Annotated in this window: 21 protein-coding genes; 11 read left to right on the top strand and 10 right to left on the bottom strand. The window is 72.9% G+C overall.

Translation table 11 applies throughout. From position 1 onward, the window contains the following. The first annotated feature begins 290 nt into the window (after positions 1–290). Positions 291–494, top strand: coding sequence for a cold-shock protein (locus tag DQ392_RS15390; RefSeq protein ID WP_016472377.1), 204 nt, complete (start codon positions 291–293; stop codon positions 492–494). Positions 495–827: 333 nt separating this feature from the next. Then, complete coding sequence (gene groL / locus DQ392_RS15385) at positions 828–2456, top strand: chaperonin GroEL (RefSeq protein WP_114016163.1); 1629 nt, start codon at positions 828–830, stop codon at positions 2454–2456. A gap of 107 nt (positions 2457–2563) precedes the next feature. Here groL and DQ392_RS15380 read toward each other — a convergent pair whose 3' ends face one another. The 3 genes from DQ392_RS15380 to DQ392_RS15370 all read right to left on the bottom strand — a co-directional run bounded on the left by DQ392_RS15380 (position 2564) and on the right by DQ392_RS15370 (position 4896). After that, complete coding sequence (locus DQ392_RS15380; protein WP_114016162.1) at positions 2564–2896, bottom strand: DUF427 domain-containing protein; 333 nt, start codon at positions 2894–2896, stop codon at positions 2564–2566. Positions 2897–2986: 90 nt separating this feature from the next. Then, the gene (locus tag DQ392_RS15375; protein ID WP_114016161.1) at positions 2987–3667 is read right to left on the bottom strand and encodes a GNAT family N-acetyltransferase; all 681 of its coding nucleotides are present in this window, start codon (positions 3665–3667) and stop codon (positions 2987–2989) included. Positions 3668–3882: 215 nt separating this feature from the next. Then, the gene (locus DQ392_RS15370) at positions 3883–4896 is read right to left on the bottom strand and encodes a TetR/AcrR family transcriptional regulator C-terminal domain-containing protein (protein ID WP_114016160.1); all 1014 of its coding nucleotides are present in this window, start codon (positions 4894–4896) and stop codon (positions 3883–3885) included. Between the two features lie 173 nt (positions 4897–5069). Between DQ392_RS15370 and DQ392_RS15365 the strand changes: the two genes are divergently transcribed. From DQ392_RS15365 to DQ392_RS15350, 4 genes are all read left to right on the top strand, one after another. Further along, positions 5070–6188 (top strand): FAD-dependent monooxygenase, encoded by a 1119-nt coding sequence (locus DQ392_RS15365; protein WP_114016159.1) that lies wholly within the window; start codon positions 5070–5072, stop codon positions 6186–6188. Between the two features lie 265 nt (positions 6189–6453). Next, positions 6454–6942: a hypothetical protein gene (locus DQ392_RS15360; RefSeq protein ID WP_114016158.1), complete on the top strand. Its 489-nt coding sequence runs from the start codon at positions 6454–6456 to the stop codon at positions 6940–6942. 121 nt (positions 6943–7063) lie between these two features. Next, on the top strand, positions 7064–7726 hold the full coding sequence (locus tag DQ392_RS15355; RefSeq protein ID WP_114016157.1) for a sensor domain-containing protein: 663 nt from the start codon (positions 7064–7066) through the stop codon (positions 7724–7726). Positions 7727–7922: 196 nt separating this feature from the next. Then, positions 7923–8720 (top strand): VOC family protein, encoded by a 798-nt coding sequence (locus DQ392_RS15350; RefSeq protein ID WP_114016156.1) that lies wholly within the window; start codon positions 7923–7925, stop codon positions 8718–8720. A gap of 45 nt (positions 8721–8765) precedes the next feature. Here the strand turns inward: DQ392_RS15350 and DQ392_RS15345 are convergent, their stop codons facing one another. The 3 genes from DQ392_RS15345 to DQ392_RS15335 form a co-directional block, all read right to left on the bottom strand. Then, a complete protein-coding gene (locus tag DQ392_RS15345; RefSeq protein WP_114016155.1) occupies positions 8766–10445 on the bottom strand; it encodes a PTS transporter subunit EIIC in 1680 nt (559 codons plus the stop codon). A 120-nt stretch (positions 10446–10565) separates the two neighbouring features. Then, entirely contained in the window at positions 10566–11684 is a 1119-nt protein-coding gene (gene murQ, locus DQ392_RS15340; RefSeq protein WP_245981502.1) for an N-acetylmuramic acid 6-phosphate etherase, read from the bottom strand. Positions 11685–11802: 118 nt separating this feature from the next. Next, positions 11803–12690, bottom strand: a complete 888-nt coding sequence (locus DQ392_RS15335; RefSeq protein WP_114016154.1) for a MurR/RpiR family transcriptional regulator — start codon at positions 12688–12690, stop codon at positions 11803–11805. Positions 12691–13104: 414 nt separating this feature from the next. Between DQ392_RS15335 and DQ392_RS15330 the strand changes: the two genes are divergently transcribed. Beyond that, positions 13105–13533: a hypothetical protein gene (locus DQ392_RS15330; RefSeq protein WP_114016153.1), complete on the top strand. Its 429-nt coding sequence runs from the start codon at positions 13105–13107 to the stop codon at positions 13531–13533. After that, positions 13530–13787, top strand: a complete 258-nt coding sequence (locus tag DQ392_RS15325; protein WP_114016152.1) for a DUF4031 domain-containing protein — start codon at positions 13530–13532, stop codon at positions 13785–13787. Before DQ392_RS15330 ends, DQ392_RS15325 begins: the two co-directional genes overlap by 4 nt. A 258-nt stretch (positions 13788–14045) precedes the next feature. Here DQ392_RS15325 and DQ392_RS15320 read toward each other — a convergent pair whose 3' ends face one another. Both DQ392_RS15320 and DQ392_RS15315 read right to left on the bottom strand, forming a co-directional pair. Further along, a complete protein-coding gene (locus DQ392_RS15320) occupies positions 14046–15293 on the bottom strand; it encodes a Cmx/CmrA family chloramphenicol efflux MFS transporter (protein WP_114016151.1) in 1248 nt (415 codons plus the stop codon). 88 nt (positions 15294–15381) lie between these two features. After that, positions 15382–16236, bottom strand: coding sequence for an HD domain-containing protein (locus DQ392_RS15315; RefSeq protein ID WP_245981500.1), 855 nt, complete (start codon positions 16234–16236; stop codon positions 15382–15384). Between the two features lie 91 nt (positions 16237–16327). Between DQ392_RS15315 and DQ392_RS15310 the strand changes: the two genes are divergently transcribed. Further along, a complete protein-coding gene (locus DQ392_RS15310; protein ID WP_114016150.1) occupies positions 16328–17032 on the top strand; it encodes a copper homeostasis protein CutC in 705 nt (234 codons plus the stop codon). Positions 17033–17370: 338 nt separating this feature from the next. On the opposite strand, the gene DQ392_RS15305 is transcribed toward DQ392_RS15310, so the two are convergent. Then, positions 17371–18108, bottom strand: a complete 738-nt coding sequence (locus DQ392_RS15305) for an FG-GAP repeat domain-containing protein (protein WP_114016149.1) — start codon at positions 18106–18108, stop codon at positions 17371–17373. Between the two features lie 213 nt (positions 18109–18321). Here DQ392_RS15305 and DQ392_RS15300 point away from each other — a divergent pair, with 213 nt between their 5' ends. Both DQ392_RS15300 and DQ392_RS15295 read left to right on the top strand, forming a co-directional pair. After that, the gene (locus DQ392_RS15300; protein WP_114016148.1) at positions 18322–18810 is read left to right on the top strand and encodes a helix-turn-helix domain-containing protein; all 489 of its coding nucleotides are present in this window, start codon (positions 18322–18324) and stop codon (positions 18808–18810) included. Between the two features lie 113 nt (positions 18811–18923). After that, positions 18924–19163 (top strand): hypothetical protein, encoded by a 240-nt coding sequence (locus tag DQ392_RS15295; protein ID WP_114016147.1) that lies wholly within the window; start codon positions 18924–18926, stop codon positions 19161–19163. A gap of 16 nt (positions 19164–19179) precedes the next feature. On the opposite strand, the gene DQ392_RS15290 is transcribed toward DQ392_RS15295, so the two are convergent. Next, on the bottom strand, positions 19180–20274 hold the full coding sequence (locus tag DQ392_RS15290; protein WP_114016146.1) for a serine/threonine dehydratase: 1095 nt from the start codon (positions 20272–20274) through the stop codon (positions 19180–19182). Positions 20275–20331: the final 57 nt, after the last annotated feature.

Here is a 20331-nt window from a genome sequence, read left to right as displayed (position 1 = left end):
CGTGAACGGCGGTGCGACAAGTTGGTGCCGAAAACGCCGTGGCAATTGTCGTGTTGACCCCCTATGCCCGGCCCGACTTGCCCTGGTAGCACCGCAGTTGAGGCGGTTCTTCCGATCAACCGTGCCCAGAATTCTCGTCCGATTGACCTGTTGCACAGGGCGTCCGTGCAGATACATTCAGCGGCGGTCGACGCGTTCCGGCGCACGCCCCCACCACTCGTGGGGGTGAGGTCTGACCCGGGTTCGCGAAGTGCGGGCTCGTGCAAGGGCCAGTAATAGGGGAGTTAGGAATGGCTCAGGGCACCGTCAAGTGGTTCAACGCGGAGAAGGGGTACGGCTTCATCGCGGTCGACGGTGGTGCGGACGTGTTCGTCCACTACAGCGCGATCCAGATGGACGGGTACCGCACTCTCGACGAAGGACAGCGGGTCGAGTTCGAGATCTCGCAGGGTCAGAAGGGGCCGCAGGCGGACATGGTCCGCGTGACCGGCTGAGTGTCGCCGGACTGCGCGGAGGCGCAGACCTCGAACAGGAGAGGGGCCGCACCCCGTGGGGTGCGGCCCCTCACTGATGCCCGCGTCCCCATCGCCACCCCTCATGGAGACTCCTTCGGAGCCGCTTGCACTCATGGGGCCCGAGTGCTAATCATTGGGTTAGCACTCTACGAGTGAGAGTGACAGACAAGGACCGGGTCGGTGAGGTCCGCGGGCTGGGCGGGGAAGGGACCGCCGGGCCGCAGGCCGTCCGTCGCGGGCGCCACGCGGTCCGGAGCAATCCAACCCTCCCCTTGCGTCGGGCATGGGGGAATCCAGGGAGGACCAACCCACATGGCCAAGATCATCGCCTTTGACGAGGAGGCGCGGCGCGGTCTTGAGCGTGGCATGAACCAGCTTGCCGACGCCGTCAAGGTCACGCTCGGCCCGAAGGGCCGCAACGTCGTTCTGGAGAAGAAGTGGGGCGCCCCCACCATCACCAACGACGGCGTCTCCATCGCCAAGGAGATCGAGCTCGAGGACTCCTACGAGAAGATCGGCGCCGAGCTGGTCAAGGAGGTCGCCAAGAAGACGGACGACGTGGCCGGTGACGGCACGACGACCGCGACCGTCCTGGCTCAGGCGCTGGTCCGCGAGGGGCTGCGCAACGTCGCCGCGGGTGCCAACCCGATGGCGCTCAAGCGCGGTATCGAGAAGGCCACCGAGGCCGTCTCCGCCGCCCTGCTGGAGCAGGCCAAGGACGTGGAGACCAAGGAGCAGATCGCCTCCACCGCCTCCATCTCCGCCGCTGACACCCAGATCGGCGAGCTGATCGCCGAGGCGATGGACAAGGTCGGCAAGGAAGGCGTCATCACCGTCGAGGAGTCGCAGACCTTCGGGCTCGAGCTGGAGCTCACCGAGGGCATGCGCTTCGACAAGGGCTACATCTCCGCCTACTTCGCCACCGACATGGAGCGCATGGAGGCGGAGCTCGAGGACCCCTACATCCTCATCGTCAACTCCAAGATCAGCAACGTGAAGGACCTCCTTCCGCTGCTGGAGAAGGTCATGCAGTCGGGCAAGCCGCTGCTGATCATCGCGGAGGACGTCGAGGGCGAGGCCCTGTCCACGCTGGTCGTCAACAAGATCCGCGGCACCTTCAAGTCCGTCGCCGTCAAGGCGCCGGGCTTCGGTGACCGCCGCAAGGCCATGCTCGGCGACATCGCCATCCTCACCGGTGGCCAGGTCATCTCCGAGGAGGTCGGTCTCAAGCTGGAGAACGCCTCCCTGGACCTGCTGGGCCGCGCCCGCAAGGTCCAGATCACCAAGGACGAGACCACCATCGTCGACGGTGCGGGCGACAGCGAGCAGGTCGCGGGCCGGGTCAGCCAGATCCGCGCCGAGATCGAGAACAGCGACTCGGACTACGACCGCGAGAAGCTCCAGGAGCGCCTGGCGAAGCTGGCCGGCGGCGTGGCCGTCATCAAGGCCGGTGCCGCCACCGAGGTCGAGCTCAAGGAGCGCAAGCACCGCATCGAGGACGCCGTTCGCAACGCGAAGGCGGCCGTCGAGGAGGGCATCGTCGCCGGCGGTGGCGTGGCTCTGCTCCAGGCATCGTCGGTCTTCGAGAAGCTGGAGCTGGAGGGCGACGAGGCCACCGGTGCCGCCGCCGTCAAGCTGGCCCTGGAGGCCCCGCTCAAGCAGATCGCGGTCAACGCCGGTCTCGAGGGCGGCGTCATCACCGAGAAGGTGCGCAACCTGACCCCGGGTCACGGTCTGAACGCCGCCTCCGGCGAGTACGTCGACATGATCGCCGAGGGCATCCTCGACCCGGCCAAGGTGACGCGCTCCGCGCTGCAGAACGCCGCCTCCATCGCGGCGCTCTTCCTCACCACCGAGGCCGTCATCGCCGACAAGCCGGAGAAGGCCGCCGCGGGCGCCGACGCGGCTGCCGCCGGTGGCATGGGCGGCATGGACTTCTGAGTCCGGCCTCCCACGGGATTCCCCACGGGGAGTCCCACCGGATCCGTCCACCCCGAGGGCGGGCACCTTCACAGGTGCCCGCCCTCGGGCGTGTGTGCGAGCGGGCCTCAGCCGACCTCCACGTCCGCGAAACACAGGTGGCCCTTGATCTCGGAGACCCGGGCGTGGGGTTCGGGGTAGGACCAGGCGACGTCCCCCGCGCTGCCGTCGGCCAGTGACCAGTAGGAGGCGGTGCCCTTGAAGGGGCAGCGGGTGCGGGTCTCGGACGGGGTCAGCAGGTCCGTGCGGACGTCCTCGGGCGGCAGGTAGTAGCGCACCGGATAGCCGGTCTCGCTCAGCAGCAGCGGGCGGTCGCTGTCCGCCAGTACCTGTCCCGCGTGCGTCGCCCGCACGCGCTCGGTGCCTTCTTCGATGGTGATCGTGTGGCCTTCGGCGGGCATGTGCGGTCCTTCCTTCGGTGCGGCTGCGGACCTTCGGTGCGGCTGCGATCCCTCGGTGCTGCCGGCGAACCGTCTGCGCGCCCCAGCCTCTCACCGCGGGGCGTCCGCCGGAGGGTGCGCCGTGCCCCCGAGCCCGAAGAGGGCCAGACAGGCCGCGTCCAGCCCCGCCATCTCCACCGGGACGGTTTTGTGCTGCTCCCAGTCGGCGCGGTCGAGACGGAAGCGGTGCACGGGCCTGCGCCTGCCCTGGACGGCCTCCACCGTCAACCCGTCAGGCCGGTAGCCGAGTTTCTCGGAGACGCCGCGCGAGCGCGCGTTGTCCGCCATGGCGGTCGAGGTCGCGCTGTGGGCGCCGAGCCCCGCGAAGGCCAGGTGCAGCAGCGCGGCCCGCATCTCCGTGCCGAACCCGCGGCCCTGGTGGGCCATGCCGAGCCAGGATCCCGTGCTCGCCTCGCGGACGACGGCGAACGCGTCGGCCGACAGGTCGCAGCGGCCGATCACTGTGCCGTCGTGCACCACGGCCGTGCTCAGCGTCCACGCGTCCTCGCGCCAGTCGGCGATGGTGCTCAGCACGTGCTGGAAGCAGCCGCGCCTGCGGCCCTCGGGGCTCGTCGCGGTCCAGGGGACGCTGAAGGGCATCTCGTTCTCGTCGTGCACCTTGCCCGCGGCCAGTTCGGCCATCGCGGTGAGCGTGGGGGCGTCGGGGAGGCGGAGTTGGAGGCGGGGGGTTGTCAGGCGCAGCCCGTAGAGGGGCCAGACGGTGGCTTCCATGACGGGAGCCTGCCGAAGCGCGGGCGGGCCGTCGAGCGAATAGCCGCGGCCCGTCGCCGCACCGGATCTCCTCTCGCCCGGGCGACCGGTCGTGCGCCCTCGCGCCGGACACCCGGCCTCACCTCGCGCCGGGCAGCTGGCCTCACGTCTCGCCGGGATGCCTGGCTCACATCTCGCCGGGCAGCCCGGCTCACGCCTCGCCGGGCTGCCTGGCCTCACTCCTCGCCATGGGAGCAGCGGCCCCGCGCCTCGCCGTCGGAGCAGCCCCGCGCCTCGTCGAGCAACCGGGCGACGCCGTCGAGGAGGGCGGTGAGCCCCAGTTCGAACAGTTCGTCCAGGCGCAGGTCGTAGCCGTCGCGGCCCAGCGCGCCGACGACGCGGGTGAACGTCGGGTAGGCGCCGGAGGTGGTCAGCGCGTCCATCGTGGCGGACTGGTCCGCCAGCCACTCCTCGTCGGTCAGCCCCGTGGTGCTCCGGGCCGCGGTCTCCCGCTCCCACTGGACGGCGAGCCCCTGCACGTGGCTGTAGAGGAGGACGTTCACGTTCAGCATGGCCGCCGGGGACAGGCCGTGGCCGTCCAGCGCGGAGAGCATCCACTCGGAGTACGTCATCAGGTTGGGCAGCAGCAGCGGCCGGGTGAGGGGGCCGATCTGCGCCAGCCAGGGGTGGGCGCGGTGCACCTGCCACAGGGCCCTGGCCCCCGCTTCCAGCCGCCCCCGCCAGTCGGCGGGGGCGGCGCCGCCGGACGGTCGGTGCGGCAGCGGCAGGTCGGCGAGGACGGTGTCCGCCATCAGCAGCACCAGGTCGTCCTTGCCGCCCACGTAGCGGTAGGCGGTCATCGTGGCGGTGCCGAGGCGTGCCGCCACGCTCCGCATGGACAGCGCGGCCATGCCTTCCGCGTCGGCGATGCCGACGGCCGCCCGGACGACGCGCTCACGGGTCACCTCCGTCTCCTTGGCGGGGCGGTCGGCGGTGCGGTGTCCTGGCGGGGGTGCCGGGTGGTGCCGCGGAGTCGCGACGACGGTGCCGACCCGGGGCCTGGCGTCTACGAGTCCCTCCTGGCGCAGCACGGTCAGTGCCCTGGTCGCGGTGGCCAGTGCGACGTTCCACTCCTTTGCGAGCCGGCGGGTGGAGGGCACCCGTTCTCCCGGGGCCAGTTCGCCGTCGGTGATGCGGCGCCGCAGCTCCGCGACGATCCGGGCGTACGGCGGTGGTGTGGTGTTCGCCACAGTCCCCTCCTCCCGTTGTCTGTCCTAGTACAGCGGTCACCGGTGGCAAGGGTGTGCGACGAGCGCTCTGTCCTAGTTCAGCGGCGCTTTCCGCGCGTATGCGACTGTGCGTGTACGCCGTACATTCAGCGGCGTGCCCCCGAGGGCGCGTACACCGTACGAAGGAGTCTTTCATGAGGACCGTCCTCATCTCCGGCGCGAGCGTCGCCGGCCTGACCCTCGCCTACTGGCTGCGCGAGCGCGGCTTCGAGCCGACCGTCGTCGAGCGCGCCCCGGCACCCCGCCCGGGAGGCCAGGCCGTCGACGTACGCGGTGTCGCACTCGACGTACTCGACCGGATGGGCCTCCTGGAGAAGGCGCGCACGGCCCGCACGCGGATGCGCGGGATGTCGATGCACGACGGCGACGGCAACGAGCTGTGGCGTTCGACGGAGATGACCTACAGCGGCGGACGCATGGACAGCGGCGACATCGAACTGCTCCGCGAGGACCTGACCGCCATGCTCCACCGGGCCGTGGAGGGGCGGGCCGCGTTCCTTTTCGGCACCTCGCTCACCGCGCTCGACCAGCGCCCCGACGGTGTGACGGCCGTCTTCGCCGACGGCACCCGCCGCACCTTCGACCACGTCGTCGGCGCGGACGGCCTGCACTCGGGCGTCCGCCGTCTCGCCTTCGGACCCGAGCCCGACCACCTCCACCACCTCGGTGCCTACGTGGCCGTCTTCTCCACCGACAACTTCCCAGGGCTCGACAACTGGCAGGTCTGGTCGCAGGGAGAGGGCGCCAGCTACTGCCTCTACCCCGTACGGGACAACACCGAACTCCGCGCCACCCTGGGCTTCATGTCGGGCCCGCTCGACTACGACCACCGCGACACCGAGCAGCAGCGGACACTCCTCGCCGCACGCCTGTCCGCCCTCGGCGGTGACACCCCGAAGCTGCTGGAGGCCATGAGGACCGCGCCGGACTTCTACTACGACGCCATGGCGCAGGTCCGCATGGACCACTGGACGCGCGGACGCGTCGCGCTCGTCGGAGACGCCGGATACTGCTCCTCGCCGCTCTCCGGCCAGGGCACCAGCCTCGCCCTGACCGGTGCCTACGTCCTGGCCGGCGAACTCGGCAGGGGCGCCGGCGACTTCGCCGCCGCCTTCGCCCGCTACGAGCGGCGCATGCGCCCCTTCGTCACCCTCAACCAGGCCCTGGCCACCGAGAATCCGGGACACGGCGCGTCGGAGGAGTCGCTGGAGCGGGCGAAGAACGCCCTGGAACTGGACGCGGAAGGGGAGTGAGGGGCCGGGCCGTCCGCGCGCGGTCTCCGCGACCGCGCGCTCAACTCCCGCCACCCGGCTCCCCACTCCGGGGACGCTCGGCTTTCCCTCCCCAGGGGCGCTCGGTTTCCCCTCCCGGGGATGCTCGGTTTCCCCTTCCGGGGACACCCCGTTCTCCCGCTCAGGGATACATGGGTGTTCGCGGGGGCATGTCTGGTGCGCAGGCGATCGCACCGCTTGCGGGCGTATGTACGTCTGCGTCCCTCAAGAGAACGGGAAGTGCAACGTGACCTCACCCTTCCGTCTCCGTACCGCTGTTGCGGCCGCCGTCGCCGTCGGCCTGGCCGGCGCTGCCGCCGTCGGCGCTGCCGCCGTCGGCGCGGCCGCCTCACCCAAGGCCACCACGGCAGCCGCTACCGCGACCACCAGCGCCGCCACCACAGCCACCACAGCCACCACAGGGGGTGGTCCGTCCTCCCCGGCCGGCGGGGCCGCAGACGCGGCGAAGACCAACACCGTGAAGGCCGACCGCCACGACGTGAAGCAGTGGGAGCAGTTCCGGCTGCACGGGAAGGTGACCGGGATCAAGGAGGGCACCGCCGTCCACCTCCAGCAAAAGCAGCACGGCACGTGGAAGACGCTGCCGGGGACCTCGGTCGTCAACCGGTCCCTGGACTACTCGATGCGCGTCAAGCTGGGCATCAAGGGACTGAACCACGTCCGCACGGTGGTGGCGGGACAGCCCTCGAACGCCGTGGCGGTGACCGTCCACTGAGGTCTGCCGGGCCGCCGGGGCGGAACGGGCCTCCACCTCGCGGCGGGGTAGTGCTAGGTACACCGGGGATACGGGCCCCAACCGTCTGGGGGGCGGGCGGACGCGCGGCGAGAGTGGAGGTATGACATCGACGACGCACGCGCAGACGAGGACGCCGCTCTCCGCGCTCCCTGCCGACAGGAGCGCTCGCGGTGGGCGATTCGGTCGTGAGGTGGGCTACCTGCTGTCCGGGCTGCCCCTGGGCATCGCCTCGTTCACCTTGATGATCACCGGTTTCGCCGTCGGCGTCTCGACACTCATCCTCTTCGTCGGAGTCCCCGTGCTGGCCGGAACGCTGGCCATGGCGCGGTACCTGGCCCGGGTGGAGGCCGACCACATCGCCGCCGTGACCGGCCGCCCGCTCCCCGCCAGGGCGGTGGCGCCCGGGCCCGGCCCGGGCCACTCAGGACGCTGGAGCGGTGTCCGCGATCCGCAGGCGTGGCGTGACCTGGTGCACGCCGTCCTCGCCTTCCCGGTCCGCGTGGTGACCTTCTGCCTCACGCTGACGTGGCTGGCCGGCGGTGTGGGAGGGGTGACGTACGGGCTGTGGTCCTGGCCGATCCCCCGTGGCGACAGCGACGGCTGGGTCGATCTGGCGTTCGGTCTGACGGGGCGCGCGCCCGACATCGCAGGCAACCTGGTGCTCGGCGTCTTCCTCCTGGCGACGGTCGTCCCGGTGGTGCGCGGACTGGCGACGGTGCAGGCGAGCCTGGGCCGGGTGCTGCTGCGGCGCGGCGACGTGTGAGACCCGGCGCCCCGCACCGCGCAGCGGTGGCGGCCCGGCGGGTGCGAGGGCCGTCCTGGCGGGCTCCGACCGGCGGCCCGAGCAGCGGGCGGCCGGCGTCTGAGCGGCGGGCGGCCGCAACTGCTGCCATGCTGGCTGGAACGAGCGGTGCGGCCCCCGACGACAGCCACCGCTTCCCGCACGCCGGAGGATCCGTATGCTGACGACCGCCTTCGTTCCCGGCACTCCGAACTGGCTCGACCTCGCCGCTCCCGACGTCGAGGCCGCCGTCGCCTTCTACACGAGCGTCTTCGACTGGGAGTTCCAGTCCGCGGGGCCCGAGGCGGGGGGCTACGGCTTCTTCCGGCGGAACGGTGAGGTGGTGGCGGCCGTCGGCCCGCTGATGGGAGAGGGCGATCCCAGTTGGACGGTGTACTTCCACACGCGGGACGCGGACGCCACCCGCGCGGCCGTGGAACGGGCGGGCGGGGCCGTGCGGGCCGCGCCGATGAACGTGTTCACCGCGGGCCGGATGGCGCAGTTCACCGATCCGGCCGGTGCCGGCTTCGCCGTCTGGCAGCCGCGTGAGACGGTCGGTCTCGACGTCGTCATGGAGCCGGAGACGCTGTGCTGGACGGAGCTGTACACGACGGACGCCGCCGCGGTGAAGGACTTCTACACGTCCGTGTTCTCCTGGAGCTACGAGGACATGCCGATGGGTGACGGTCTCGTCTACTCCGTCTTCTCCGCACCCGGCGGTGGCACGCCCGAGGACACGGGGCAGGGCGGCATGATGCAGCTGACGCGGGAGCACCGGGATGCCGGCTCCGCGTCCGAGTGGCACCCGTACTTCGCCACGGAGGACTGCGACGCCACGTTCACCAGGGCGACCGGGGCGGGGGCGAGCGCGCTGATGCCGCCGTCGGACGCCCCCGGGGTCGGGCGCCTCGCCATGCTCAGGGACCCGGCCGGCGCCACGTTCGCCCTCATCAAGGGGGACCCGGACCAGGGCTGAGGTCCGCACCGGCCCGGCCGCGCCGGGGCCAGGCCGGTGCTCCCGTCACACGAGGGAGCCGCCGCCGAGTGAGCCGCCACCCGCCGGTGCCGGGGCGGGTGCGGGGTCAGGGGCGGTGCCCCCCGCGGGGGGCTCGGGCGAGGAGCCCGTGGCGGTGTCGGGCTCGGCGGCCTCGCTCTCGGACGGCGCGTTCAGATCGGCGAGCATCTGCTTGCTGAACCCGAAGAAGTACGTCGCCACGAACCCGGCGAGGTACCCGGCCGCCAGCCCGAGCCCGTAGATCGCGGCGATGGCGCCCAGCCCGTGGTTGCCCTTGAGCAGGGGGAAGAGGGCCCAGCCCGAGGGGCCGATGGCGGTGGAGCCGACCGAGGTGCCCAGCTGGTAGAAGAGGCCGACGACGCCGCCGCCGAACGCGCCGCCCACGCACGCGGTGATGAACGGGCGCCCCAGGGGCAGCGAGACGCCGTAGATCAGCGGCTCGCCCACGCCGAGGAAGCCGGCGGGAAGCGCGGAGCGGATGGTCTTGCGGATCGAGGTGTTGCGGTGCAGCCGCAGGTAGATGGCGACCGCGGCGCCGACCTGGCCCGCGCCGGCCATGGCCAGGATCGGGAGCAGCACGGTGTAGCCGCTCTGGTCGATCAGCGTGGTGTGGATCGGGATGAGCGCCTGGTGCAGGCCGAGCATCACCAGAGGCAGGAAGAGCCCGCCGAGGACGAATCCCGCGGCGGCTCCGCCGTGGTCGAGCAGCCAGTCGGCGAGGTGTCCGATGCCGGTGGCGATCTCGCCGCACACGAACATCAGTCCGAACAGCGTGACCAGGCCCGACACCAGCACCGTCAGCGTCGGTGTGACGAGCACGTCCACGGCGGACGGAACGACGCGACGGCAGCCCTTCTCCACGTACACCGCCAGCAGCGCGGCGAACAGCGCCCCCAGGACGCCGCCCTGGCCCGGCGCCAGCTTCTCGCCGAATGCGGAGACGTCGGCGACCCCGGGGAAGACGATGACCGCGGCCGCGGCACCGCCCAGCACCGGTGTACCGCCGAACTCCCGTGCGGTGTTGATGCCGACGAAGACCGCGATCAGTGACATGAAGCCGCTGGCGATCGCCGCCAGTGCGGGGGTGAGGGAAGGCAGCCAGCCCGCGTTCGTGAACAGGCCGTTGATGCCCGCGACGATGCCGCAGCCGATCAGCGCCGGGATCAGCGGGACGAAGATGTTGGCGATACGGCGCAGCATCAGCTTCACCGGTGTCGCGTTCTTCTCCTTGCGGGCCGCGCGCAGGGCCGCGCCCTCGGCGGCGAGGTCGTCGGCCGTCTTGGCCGCCGCCGGAGCCGCCGCGTCGGGTGACGCCGCCTCGGGTGCTTCCGGTGTCGCCGCGTCCGAAGCGTTCGCTTTCGACGCGTTCGACGGCTGCGCTGCCGCGCCCGGGCCGGCCTGCCGGGTCAACGCCTCGAACTCGGGCGTCACCCGGGCGACCTTCCCGGGCCCGAGCACGATCTGGTAGGTGTCGTCCTCGACCACGCCCATCACGTCGGGGAGGGCCTTGAGGGCCTTGTCCTGGACGAGGGAGCGGTCGGCGAGGGCCAGCCGCATGCGGGTCATGCAGTGGGTGACGGAGGTGACGTTCGCCGCCCCTCCGACCAGGGGAAGGATCGCTTCCGCGATACGCCGGTGGGGGTTGCCGCTGCCTTCAGCGCGGTCTTTGGTGCTGTCTGTGCTCATGGTGCGGTCGCTCTTCTTTGAGTGGTGCCATGGTGCAGGCGGTACGGGCGTTCGGTCCGGTTCGGGTGGTCGGTCCTGTGGGGGCGGTCGGTGCGGTAACGGTTCGGTGGGAGAGCAAGGTCAGGCGTCGCCCTCGGACCTGTCGGTGGCTGCCGCGGTGAGGGCCGCGCGCAGATGTCCGTGGGAGGCGGTCAGCAGCCGCTGGGCCTTCGGTCCTTCGACGTCACCCAGAATGGTGAGGATGGCGGCTTTGACCTCGCCGTCCGTGGCCGCGAGCGCCCTCTCGATCGCGTCGTCGGGCGCGCCCGTCGCCAGCGCGACGATCCGCCGTGAGCGGGCGCGCAGCTTCTCGTTGGAGGCGCGCAGGTCCACCATCAGGTTCCCGTAGGTCTTGCCCAGCCGGATCATCGTGATGGTGGAGAGCATGTTGAGGACGAGCTTCTGCGCGGTGCCGGCCTTCAGCCGGGTGGAGCCGGTCAGCAGCTCGGGGCCGACGACGACCTCGATGCCGTGCTCGGCGGCTGCCGCGAGCGCCGAGCCCTCGTTGCAGGACAGTCCCACTGTGAGAGCGCCCAGGGCGCGCGCGTGTTCGACGGCGCCGATGGCGAAGGGCGTACGCCCCGACGCGGAGATCCCCACCACGGTGTCGTCGGCGGTCAAAGACAGCGCGTCCAGGTCGGCCGCGGCCATCTCGGGGCTGTCCTCCGCGCCCTCGACGGAGTTCACCATCGCGCCGGGACCACCCGCGATCACGCCGGTGACCTGGCCGGGAGCGGTGTTGAAGGTCGGCGGGCACTCGCTGGCGTCGAGCACGCCCATGCGCCCGGCCGTCCCCGCGCCCGCGTAGAGGAGGCGCCCGCCGCGCGCCATCCGCTCGGCGATGGCGTCGATCGCGGCGGCGATCTGCGGCAGCCGGGCGGCCACGGCGGTGGGGACGGTGCTGTCCTCGCCGTTCATGATCTCCGCGATCTCCAGCGTGGGCAGCTGGTCGATTTGGGCCAGCTCGCTGCGAAACGCTTCGGTCGTGAGTGTGTCCAACTGATGGCGGAGTACGTCGTAGCGCGACGCGTCCGGCCGGGACGACGCGGCGTCCTGCTCGGGGGCGGTCCCGGACGGGGCGGCGGACTCCGCCGGCGCGGCGCCGGGTCGCGCGGAGCCGGACCGTGCGCGGTCGGGCCGCGCGGGGTCGGGTTGCGAGCCGGAGGAACCGAGGGGAGTGGCGGGCTGTGAGGTGGTCATGCGGGAGCGGCTTTCTGTGGCTCTGGGCGGGGGCGGTCTGGATCCTGGGCGTCCGCGGCGTGCCGCGCCTCCCGGGGCTGCCGGGGCGGGCGCGGCCTCGCTCGTCGGGCAGCGGGCCTCAACGGCCCCGGGGCCGGGGCGAGTGGCGGTGCGCCAGCGCTTCGTACGAGGCGGAGAGCGCGGGCGCCGCCGTCTCGTACGTCCGCTGGGCCACGCCTATGAACAGGCAGTCGACGACGAGCAGCTGGCTCGTTCTGCTGGACATCGCCGCGGGGCGCAGCTCGCTCTCCCGCGCCGTGGACGTCGTCAGCACGTGGTCGGCGTACTGGGCGACCTCCCCGTCCGGGCGGCCCGTGATCGCGATGGTCGTCGCGCCCTGGTCGAAGGCGACGCGCAACGGCTCGATGACGTCCACGGTCCGCCCCGAATGGGTGATGGCGACCGCGACGTCGCCCGCCTGCATCTGCACCGCGTTGGTGACGGCGAGATGCGGGTCGGCGTGGCTGTGCGCCACCATGCCGATGCGGAGCAGCTTCTGCGCCAGGTCCTGGCTGACCAGCCCGGAGGCGCCGACGCCGTACACATCGACCCGCCGGGCCGAGACCATCGCGGCGACGGCCGCCTCGACCTGCGCCACGTCGAGCGCGGCGGCCGTGTCGGCCAGCGTCTGCTGCTCGTCCAGCGCCAGCTTGGCGACGACGTCGGGCATCGGGTCGTCCACGGCGATGTCGGCGGTCACGGCGGGAGCCGCGCCCGACTCCTGCTGCGCGGCCAGCCCCGCGAGAGCCAGCCGCAGGTCCCGGTATCCGGGATACCCGAGAAGGCGCGAGGTGCGCACCACGGTGGCCTCGCTCGTTCCGGTGCGCTCGGCCAGGCCCGTGACGGTGAGCTGCGCGCACCCGGCGGGATCACCGGCGACCGCCTCGGCGACCCGCTGCATCGAGCGCGTCATCGACGGGGCCATCGTGCGCACCTTCGCCGCGAGCGCGGTCGGCCCGGGGCGCACGGCCTGGTGCCCACCCGCCCGGGGTGCCGGCGGCCTGGCCCCCGCGGGTCCCGGCCGCTTCGCGGCCCCCGCAGGTGCCGTCGGTCCTGCCGGTGCCGTCGACGTCGCGGGTCCCGCGGGTGCCGCCGGCGTCCTCGCTGCCGGTGGCCCCGCCGTCGCCGTCGGCTCCCTGGTGCCTGCCGTGGCCGAAGCTCCGGCCGTCGCCGTCGCCTCCGTCGTCCCCGTCGGAGGCGACGTCGGCTCGGCTGCCCGCCGGTGCTCTGATCGGAAGGTGAAATTTTCCTTCAGATTACTGCTCACGGGTGGAAGATATTTTCGATTCGGTTGCCCGTCAATGGCTGTTGCGGCACTTGGCGGTCAGCGAGTGGTCAGCGAGCTGTGAGCCGTACGGGGCAGCAGTGGTGCAATGGAGGTATGGCACCGATGGAATCCGCACCAGGCTCGGACCCGCCGGGCGAGGGCCGCGACCCCGCCGTCCCCGGGCGGCAGGACCCGCTGGAACGCGCCCTGCACGCCGCCCGCGCGCTGATCCTCGCGGACCTGGAGGCGAGCGACGTGGCCCGCGCCGACATCGTCTCGATGGTCGAGGAGTCGGTCACCCACCGCCGCTGGTGGGTCGGGCAGTGGCCCGAGGGGGTCGCCTTCGTGGACGGCCTGGTAGCCCAGGACGTCCAAGACGCGCTGCTCGAACAGTACGGCCGGTGGCCCGTCTGCCCCGTGTGCGCCGGCTCCGACCTGCACGCGCTCCAGGTCGAGCCGGAACTGGGCGAGGACCCGCACTGGATCTGCGGGAAGACCTCGACGGTGGTCGCCCGGGTGGGCCGGCTGGGCACCAAGCTGTGACCGTCTACATCGACCCGCCGATCTGGCCGGGGCACGGGCGCATGTGGTCCCACCTGGTGAGCGACAGCTCGTACGACGAACTCCACGCGTTCGCGGCCCGCATCGGCTGCCCGCCGCGCGCCTTCGACCACGACCACTACGACATCCCGTCGGGACAGTACGGCGCCGCGGTGCGGGCCGGGGCCGTCGAGGTCGGCTCGAAGGAGCTTCTCCAGCACCTGAAGGGCGCCGGGCTCCGCCGCCGCAAACACTGACCCGGGGGCGGCGCCCGCCGGGCGTCCTAGGTCGTGTCTTCAAAGTCCCGCCTGCCTGGCGGCGCCTGGCACGCACGCTCGCGGCGTTGTCGTCGGTCGCCGCTTCCCCCAGGGCTCGGCTTCGCTCGCCCCGGGAGGTGCCCCCACGCAGGGACTCCCTCCTCCGCCTTGCGAGCGCACGCACCAGACACCGCCAGGCCCGCCCTCCGGGCGGACGCCGCTACTTTGAAGACACTCCCTAGCGCGATCCCCCGGGGATCAGGCTTCGGCGTACTCCTTGTGCTGCGCCGTGGAGGAGGCGGCCACCACCCGGGAGCGGGCGTGGACGCGGGAGGAGACGGCCGTCGTGGCCACCCCGGCCGCCGCCATCGCCGCACCGACCCACGCGACCGCCGCGTACCCCCACCCGGCGGAGATGGCCAGGCCGCCCAGCCAGGGGCCCACCGTGTTGCCGATGTTGAACGAGGCCGTCGTGGTGGCCCCGGCGAGGGTGGGCGCCGCATCGGCGGCGTTGAACATCCGGGCGTTGAGGGCGGGCGCCGTGGTGAAGGCGGTCACGCCGAGCATGAGGGCGAGGGCGACCGCCGCGAAACGGTACTCGGCCAGCAGGGCGAGCAGTGCCAGAACGGCTGTGGACGCGGCGATACCGCCGTACATCGTGCCGAACAGGTGCGCGTCCGCGATGCGGCCGCCGATCACCGTGCCGAGAAGACCGCCGACGCCGAACAGCGCGAGCACGCTCGGCACCCAGCTCTCGGGCAGCCCCGCCACGTCGGTGAGCAGCGGCGCCAGGTAGGAGAAGAGGGCGAAGACGGCGCCGGCGTTCAGCGCGATGGTCACCAGCGCGAGCCACACCTGCTTGTCGCGGTAGATGCGCAGCTCGCGGCGGAGGTTGGGCGCGTCGTCCCCCGTCGGCACGGCGGTACGGGGCACCAGCATCAGGACGCCGACGAGGCCGACGGCGGCCAGGGCGGCCACCGCCCAGAACGCCGAGCGCCACCCGGCCTGCTGCCCCAGGAACGAACCGGCGGGCACCCCGGCGATGTTGGCGACGCTCAGCCCGCCCACCATGATCGCCATGGCGCGCGCCCGCGCGTTCCCCGGCACCAGCGAGACGGCCACGGCCGCGCCCACCGCCCAGAATCCGGCGCAGGCCAGCGCGGAGAGGACGCGCGAGACGAACAGCACCTCGTACGTGGGTGCCAGGGCCCCGGCGACCTGCCCCAGCATGAAGACGGCCAGCAGCCCGACCAGCGTCGTACGCCGTGGCAGCCGCAGCGTGGCGGCGGCCAGCACCGGTGCGCCCACCACCATGCCCACCGCGAACGCCGACACCAGCAGCCCCGCCTTCGGGATCGACACCCCCAGGTCCCTGGCGAGGGGTTGGAGGATGCCCGACAGCATGAACTCGGAGGTCCCCAGCGCGAAGACGGACAGGCCCAGTATGTAGACAGAAAGCGGGATACGGACGGCCGACGGCTTGTCGGTCCCGGGTGTGGAGGGCATGCCGTGCTCAACCCGGCCACGGCCGGTGGCATTCCCACCGGCCCGGCGCCTCCCGGCAGGGCTACCGGGGAGGGCTCCCGGCCAGGGTTCAGGCGGCGAGCAGGCGCAGCTCCGTCGTCAGGTTGTGGCGGGCGGGCTGCTCCCAGTGGCCGCGGGCGTAGGCGGTGCGGAAGAGGTGGGGGAGGCAGAGGAGCTGCCGGAGGACGGCGGTGCGGCCCTCACGGAAGGCGGCGTCCGGGACGAACGCGTACTCCTGGCGCACTTCGGCGGCGTAGTGCGCGTACTCCTCGGGCGACCCCGCGAGGACGGCCAGGTCCGCGTCGCACAGAAGCGCGCCGTTGACGTCGTCCGGAGCCGGGTCGTGGGTGACGGTGAGGCGGACGAGGCGGGCGACCTCGGCGGTGCGGCGTGCGGGCACGCCCGCCTCGGGGAGGGCCCGTTCGGCGAGGCGGGCGCTGCGCTCCTCGTTCTCGCTGCGGTCGGGGCGGTAGACGGCGTCGTGGAACCAGGCGGCGAGGCGGACGGCGTCCGGATCGCACCGGTTCAGGGCGGGTTCGTCCCCGGTGTCCCCGGCCGGTACGGGCTCGTCCAGGCGGGCGGTCAGCTCCTCGACGCGGTCGAGTACGGCGCTCAGGTGGGCGGTCGCGTGGTACCGGCGGTGGGGTTCGGCCCAGCGGTGCAGGAGGTCCTCGCCGTACGGGGCCGGGTCGGGCCCTTCGGTGCCGCCCCGGGCGCTGCGCAGCAGGGTGTCCCAACGGAGGAGGAGGGCGGCGTGTGCCACGGACCCGGGCGCGTGGCCGGCGGTGCCGGTGCCCGTGCCGTCCCCTGTCCCGGGGGCGGCGGATGGGGCCGGGTCGCCGGAACGGACGGGGTTGCCGGAACGGGAGGAAACGGCACGGGAGGAATCGGCGGGTTCGTTGCTGTGCGGGTCCGTCGTCGCCATCTCCCCATTGTGGTGCACCGTGCGGGGCGTCCGGCCGGACGGAGGGCCCGGTGTCTTCCGGCGGTCGCCGCCGTATGGCAGTCTGTGCGATATGTCTAGACCAATTCTTGAGGTGATCGCGCTCAGTGCGGAGGACGCGGCCGCCGCGGAGGCCGGAGGGGCCGACCGCCTTGAGGTTGTCGCCGACATGGCCGCCGACGGGCTGACTCCGGCGCTGGAGACCTTCACCGCCATCCGGGCGGCCGTCGCCATCCCCCTACGGGTGATGCTGCGGCTCGCCGACGGCTTCCGAACCGGAGGCGACACCGGCGTCGCGGCACTGCGCGAGCGGGCCCGCACCCTGCGGGCCGAGGGCGCCGACGAGTTCGTCCTCGGCTTCCTCGACGACTCGGGCCAGGCCGACCTGCGGGCCGTCGAAGCGGTGACGGACGCCGTCGCGGGCTGCCCGTGGACGTTCCACCGCGCCATCGACCGCGCCGCCGACCGCGACGCCCTGCGCAAGCAGCTCGCCGAGGCGCCAGGACTCGACACCTACCTCACGGCCGGCTCACCGGACGGCGTCACCGACGGCTACGACGTCCTGCTGGCCGAGGCCGCCCGCACCACGGCCAAAGAGCCCGGCTACCGCCCCCGGCTGATGGTGGGCGGCGGCCTCACCCTCTCCCACGTCCCCGGCCTGAGCCGAGCCGGAATCACCGCCTTCCACATCGGCGGCGCCGCCCGCCCCCAGGGCTGGGACACCCCCGTCGACCCGGCAGCCGTCCGCGCCTGGCGGGAGGCGCTGGACGGCGCGTGAGCGCCGGGCGCGAACCTCCGGGACGCGGTGCCCGCGGGCCCGGGGCGCCTCCCTGTGGCACGGCGGAGGCGACGGGGGGCGGTCACCGAGGCCGTGGCGGCGGCGAGGGCGAGGGCCACCATGCCGAGACCGTCAGCGCCGCGCCCGAGAGCGGGTCCGTGCGCGTGCGCAGACGGCGCGCGGCGAACCCGGCGGGGCGGGGGCGGCACGCCAAGGGGCGGCACCCCGCCGGCGCGCGGGTGCCGCCCCGGAAGGCCCGCCACGGGCCCGGCTCCACCGGTCACTCGGTGGAGCCGGAGGTGGAGCCGGTGAAGTCTGTGGCGTCGACGACGTGGTGACTACGCGCAGGACGTGAAGAACTGCGACCAGCCGTCGGTGGGCATGGCCGGCGGCTCGCCCCAGGTGCCGGACTCGCCGTACTTCCCGTTGGCCACGCCGTCGTAGTCCCCGAGGCCGCCGCCCGGCTGCGAGAGGCGCGCCTCGCGGTGCACCATGCCGTCACCGATGTGGTTGAGGACCGCCAGGTCGGGGGTGTCGTCGTCGTTGTACCGGGCGACGCTCAGTCCCTCGACCTCGCCGTGGTCGCCGATGTCGGAGTGCACGGCGTCGGGCGAGGTGAGGTCGATGCGGTTGAGCGGACCCGGACGGTACTCGGCGAGGCTGGCCGTGGACGGGTCGTCACCGCCGGAAGGCTCGATGACGTTGAGCACCATGTCGAGCTTGCCGTCGTTGTCGAAGTCGGCGACCGCGGCGGCCACGTCCTCGCCCTTCTTCGCGCCGACCAGGTCCCGCACGGTGTGCTTCTCACCGAACGAGCCGTCCTTGTCGCCCCACTCGACGGTCATCTTGGTGCCGGTGTGGCCCGGGTTGGTGATCCGGTCCGCGCGGCCGTCACCGTCCAGATCGCCCACCAGCGTGGTCGAGTCCGCCAGGCACGGAGCGGAGGCGGCACGGGCGGACCCGCCCGCAGCGCCCGCGGGCGACGGGTCCACGGCCGTGGCGTAGCCGGCCCCGGCCAGCGTCAGGGCGGCGGCCGCCAGCGGCAGAGCGATCCAACGTGAGCGTGTACGACGCATTTCCCAGCTCCCTATCTGTCGTTACCGCAAGATGTGATGCCGGAGCGCCTACGCGAGTTCACGGCCGGTTCGCCGTGTGACGAGATGGTGACATTCGCAGGGCAGGGGCGCCCGTACTCGGCGCGGGGCGGGGCCACTTGCTCGTCACAGGGGGTGCGCCCCGTGCGCCGGTACCTATGCTGAGCGGAGAAGCTGGCCGGAAGAGGTGGCGCGATGGGCCGGGGTGGGGACGGTGTCGCGGAGACCGTGGCGTTCGGACAGCGCGTCCGGGTGCTGCGGGTGCGGCGGGGGATGAGCCGCGAGGTGCTGGCCGGGCTGGTGGGCCGGTCCGCGAGCTGGGTGAAGCAGATCGAGGGCGGACGTTTGCAGATGCCGAAGCCGCCCATGGTGCTGCGGCTCGCGAAAGTGCTCCGCGTGGGCGCGGAAGGCTCCCGCCAGGCGGCGGCCGCCGACACCGCCGCGTTGCCCTCCCGGCCGCGCCGGGCCCGGCACCACATCGAACGTGCTCGCGCCTACCAGCTCGACGGCCGCCCGGAGGAGTCCGTCACCGCCTTGGCGCTGGCCTACGAGGCCGCACCCGAGACGATCCGCTACAACGGCTACGCCCGCCGCATCCTGCTGGAGGAGTCGGCCCACAGGAGCCCCCAACGGCGCCGCCGGGCGGCCCGGTTGGCCACCAGGATCGGCGTCATGCCGGCGTGACGAGCGGACACACATTGTGTCCGCTCACGTGCCCGGCCACCCATCACGTGCCCGTATGCACAAAGAGAACAGCCCCGACACCCCCATCGAGATGCGGCTGCTGCCCTGGGTGAGTGACGTGGGGAAGCCCTGTTATCCGGTGGGGGAAGGCGGACGGGGTCATCGCGGGGTTCGCCGACGAGGTGGAGGCGCGGCGGCCGGCGCGTGCGCGGGCCGCCTTGGAGGAGGCCCGCGGCACGTGGGAGGAGCCCGCCGCCGGGGCCCTCGCGTTGCGGTTGGCTCTGGAGGCCGCGGCCCAGGCCCTCACGGAGGTGCTCCGTGTCGCGGAGAGCCGGGCGCGGCGGGTGGACTGAGAGGCGAAGGGCGGGGTCAGCCCAGGGAGGTGTCGGCGACGGCGGGGGCGGAGCCGTCGGACTCGGCGGCCGTGGGGTGCCCCGCGTCCTGCGACGGCTCGGCGTCCCGGGACGGCTCGGCGTCCCGGGACAGCTCGGCCGGGTCCGCGTTGGACCCGCACAGCACGACGGCGACCCGCTCCCCGGCCGCGGGCACGTACGGCGCGTGCTCGTTGCCGCATCCCGCGACGCCGGCGACCCCCGCGACGGCGGTGCCCGCGGCGTTCTCCACCGCGAGCCTGTACCGCTCCCACAGCCCGTGGCGCGCGGCGACGACCGCCTCGTCGCCGACGAGGACGGACCGCACGTTGCGGTGGCCCGCTGCGGCCAGCGCCATGGGGGTGGCGCGGCGGGCGCCGAGGGAGTCGGCGGCGACGGAGTCGACCTCCACGTCGACGACGCGGCCGGCCTCCAGCGCGGCGTTCAGGGCGCGGCAGCGCTCCGGCTCGACGGCCACGACCCTGATCCCGTGATGCTGGGCCGCCGCGGCGACCCCGGCGAACAGACCGCCGCCGCCCACGGCGACCACCACCGTGTCGATCAGCGGAACCTGGGCGCGGATCTCCTCCACCATCGTGCCCGCGCCCGCCGCGATCAGCGGATGATCGTAGGCGTGGGAGGGCAGCGCACCGGTGTCGGCGGCGAACGCCTCGCACGCCGCGGCCGCTTCCGCGTACTCGGTGCCCGCGAGGCGGACGTCGGCGCCGTACGCGCGCAGACGCTCGACCTTCGTCCGGGGGGCGGTTTCCGGGAGGAAGACGGTGGCGGGCACGCCCAGGCCCCGTGCCGCCCAGGCACAGGCGAGCCCCGCGTTGCCGCCTGAGGCCAAAGTGACGCCCGCGTCGGGGAGCTCGCCCTGCTCGCGGTGCGCCAGCAGGAAGTTGAGCGCACCGCGCGCCTTGAAGCTGCCGGTGTGCTGCATGAACTCCAGCGCGAAGTACAGCTCCCAGCCGCCCGCGTCGGCCCCGGCGCCCGGGGAGCCCGCGTCCGCACGCGCGACCGTGACTGGGCGCACGCGGTCGGCGACCCGATCAGCGGCGGTTTTGACATCCCCGTAGGAAAGGTGGTGCACGGCGCTACTCCTGGCGTGCTCGGACGTGAGCGGACAAACGTCTACGTTACGGCCTCA

Origin of the sequence: Streptomyces reniochalinae (assembly GCF_003323735.1) — a bacterium.
Classification (GTDB): domain Bacteria; phylum Actinomycetota; class Actinomycetes; order Streptomycetales; family Streptomycetaceae; genus Streptomyces; species Streptomyces reniochalinae.
This window is presented reverse-complemented; position numbering and strand designations above follow the sequence as displayed.

What these genes read in the sequence shown, in the direction of transcription:
- DQ392_RS15390 (WP_016472377.1), top strand. Translation starts at nt 291, where the DNA reads ATGGCTCAGGGCACCGTCAAGTGGTTCAACGCGGAGAAGGGGTACGGC.
- groL (WP_114016163.1), top strand. Translation starts at nt 828, where the DNA reads ATGGCCAAGATCATCGCCTTTGACGAGGAGGCGCGGCGCGGTCTTGAG.
- DQ392_RS15380 (WP_114016162.1), bottom strand. Translation starts at nt 2,896, where the DNA reads ATGCCCGCCGAAGGCCACACGATCACCATCGAAGAAGGCACCGAGCGC.
- DQ392_RS15375 (WP_114016161.1), bottom strand. Translation starts at nt 3,667, where the DNA reads ATGGAAGCCACCGTCTGGCCCCTCTACGGGCTGCGCCTGACAACCCCC.
- DQ392_RS15365 (WP_114016159.1), top strand. Translation starts at nt 5,070, where the DNA reads ATGAGGACCGTCCTCATCTCCGGCGCGAGCGTCGCCGGCCTGACCCTC.
- DQ392_RS15355 (WP_114016157.1), top strand. Translation starts at nt 7,064, where the DNA reads ATGACATCGACGACGCACGCGCAGACGAGGACGCCGCTCTCCGCGCTC.
- DQ392_RS15350 (WP_114016156.1), top strand. Translation starts at nt 7,923, where the DNA reads ATGCTGACGACCGCCTTCGTTCCCGGCACTCCGAACTGGCTCGACCTC.
- DQ392_RS15345 (WP_114016155.1), bottom strand. Translation starts at nt 10,445, where the DNA reads ATGAGCACAGACAGCACCAAAGACCGCGCTGAAGGCAGCGGCAACCCC.
- murQ (WP_245981502.1), bottom strand. Translation starts at nt 11,684, where the DNA reads ATGACCACCTCACAGCCCGCCACTCCCCTCGGTTCCTCCGGCTCGCAA.
- DQ392_RS15330 (WP_114016153.1), top strand. Translation starts at nt 13,105, where the DNA reads ATGGCACCGATGGAATCCGCACCAGGCTCGGACCCGCCGGGCGAGGGC.
- DQ392_RS15320 (WP_114016151.1), bottom strand. Translation starts at nt 15,293, where the DNA reads ATGCCCTCCACACCCGGGACCGACAAGCCGTCGGCCGTCCGTATCCCG.
- DQ392_RS15315 (WP_245981500.1), bottom strand. Translation starts at nt 16,236, where the DNA reads ATGGCGACGACGGACCCGCACAGCAACGAACCCGCCGATTCCTCCCGT.
- DQ392_RS15310 (WP_114016150.1), top strand. Translation starts at nt 16,328, where the DNA reads ATGTCTAGACCAATTCTTGAGGTGATCGCGCTCAGTGCGGAGGACGCG.
- DQ392_RS15305 (WP_114016149.1), bottom strand. Translation starts at nt 18,108, where the DNA reads ATGCGTCGTACACGCTCACGTTGGATCGCTCTGCCGCTGGCGGCCGCC.
- DQ392_RS15300 (WP_114016148.1), top strand. Translation starts at nt 18,322, where the DNA reads ATGGGCCGGGGTGGGGACGGTGTCGCGGAGACCGTGGCGTTCGGACAG.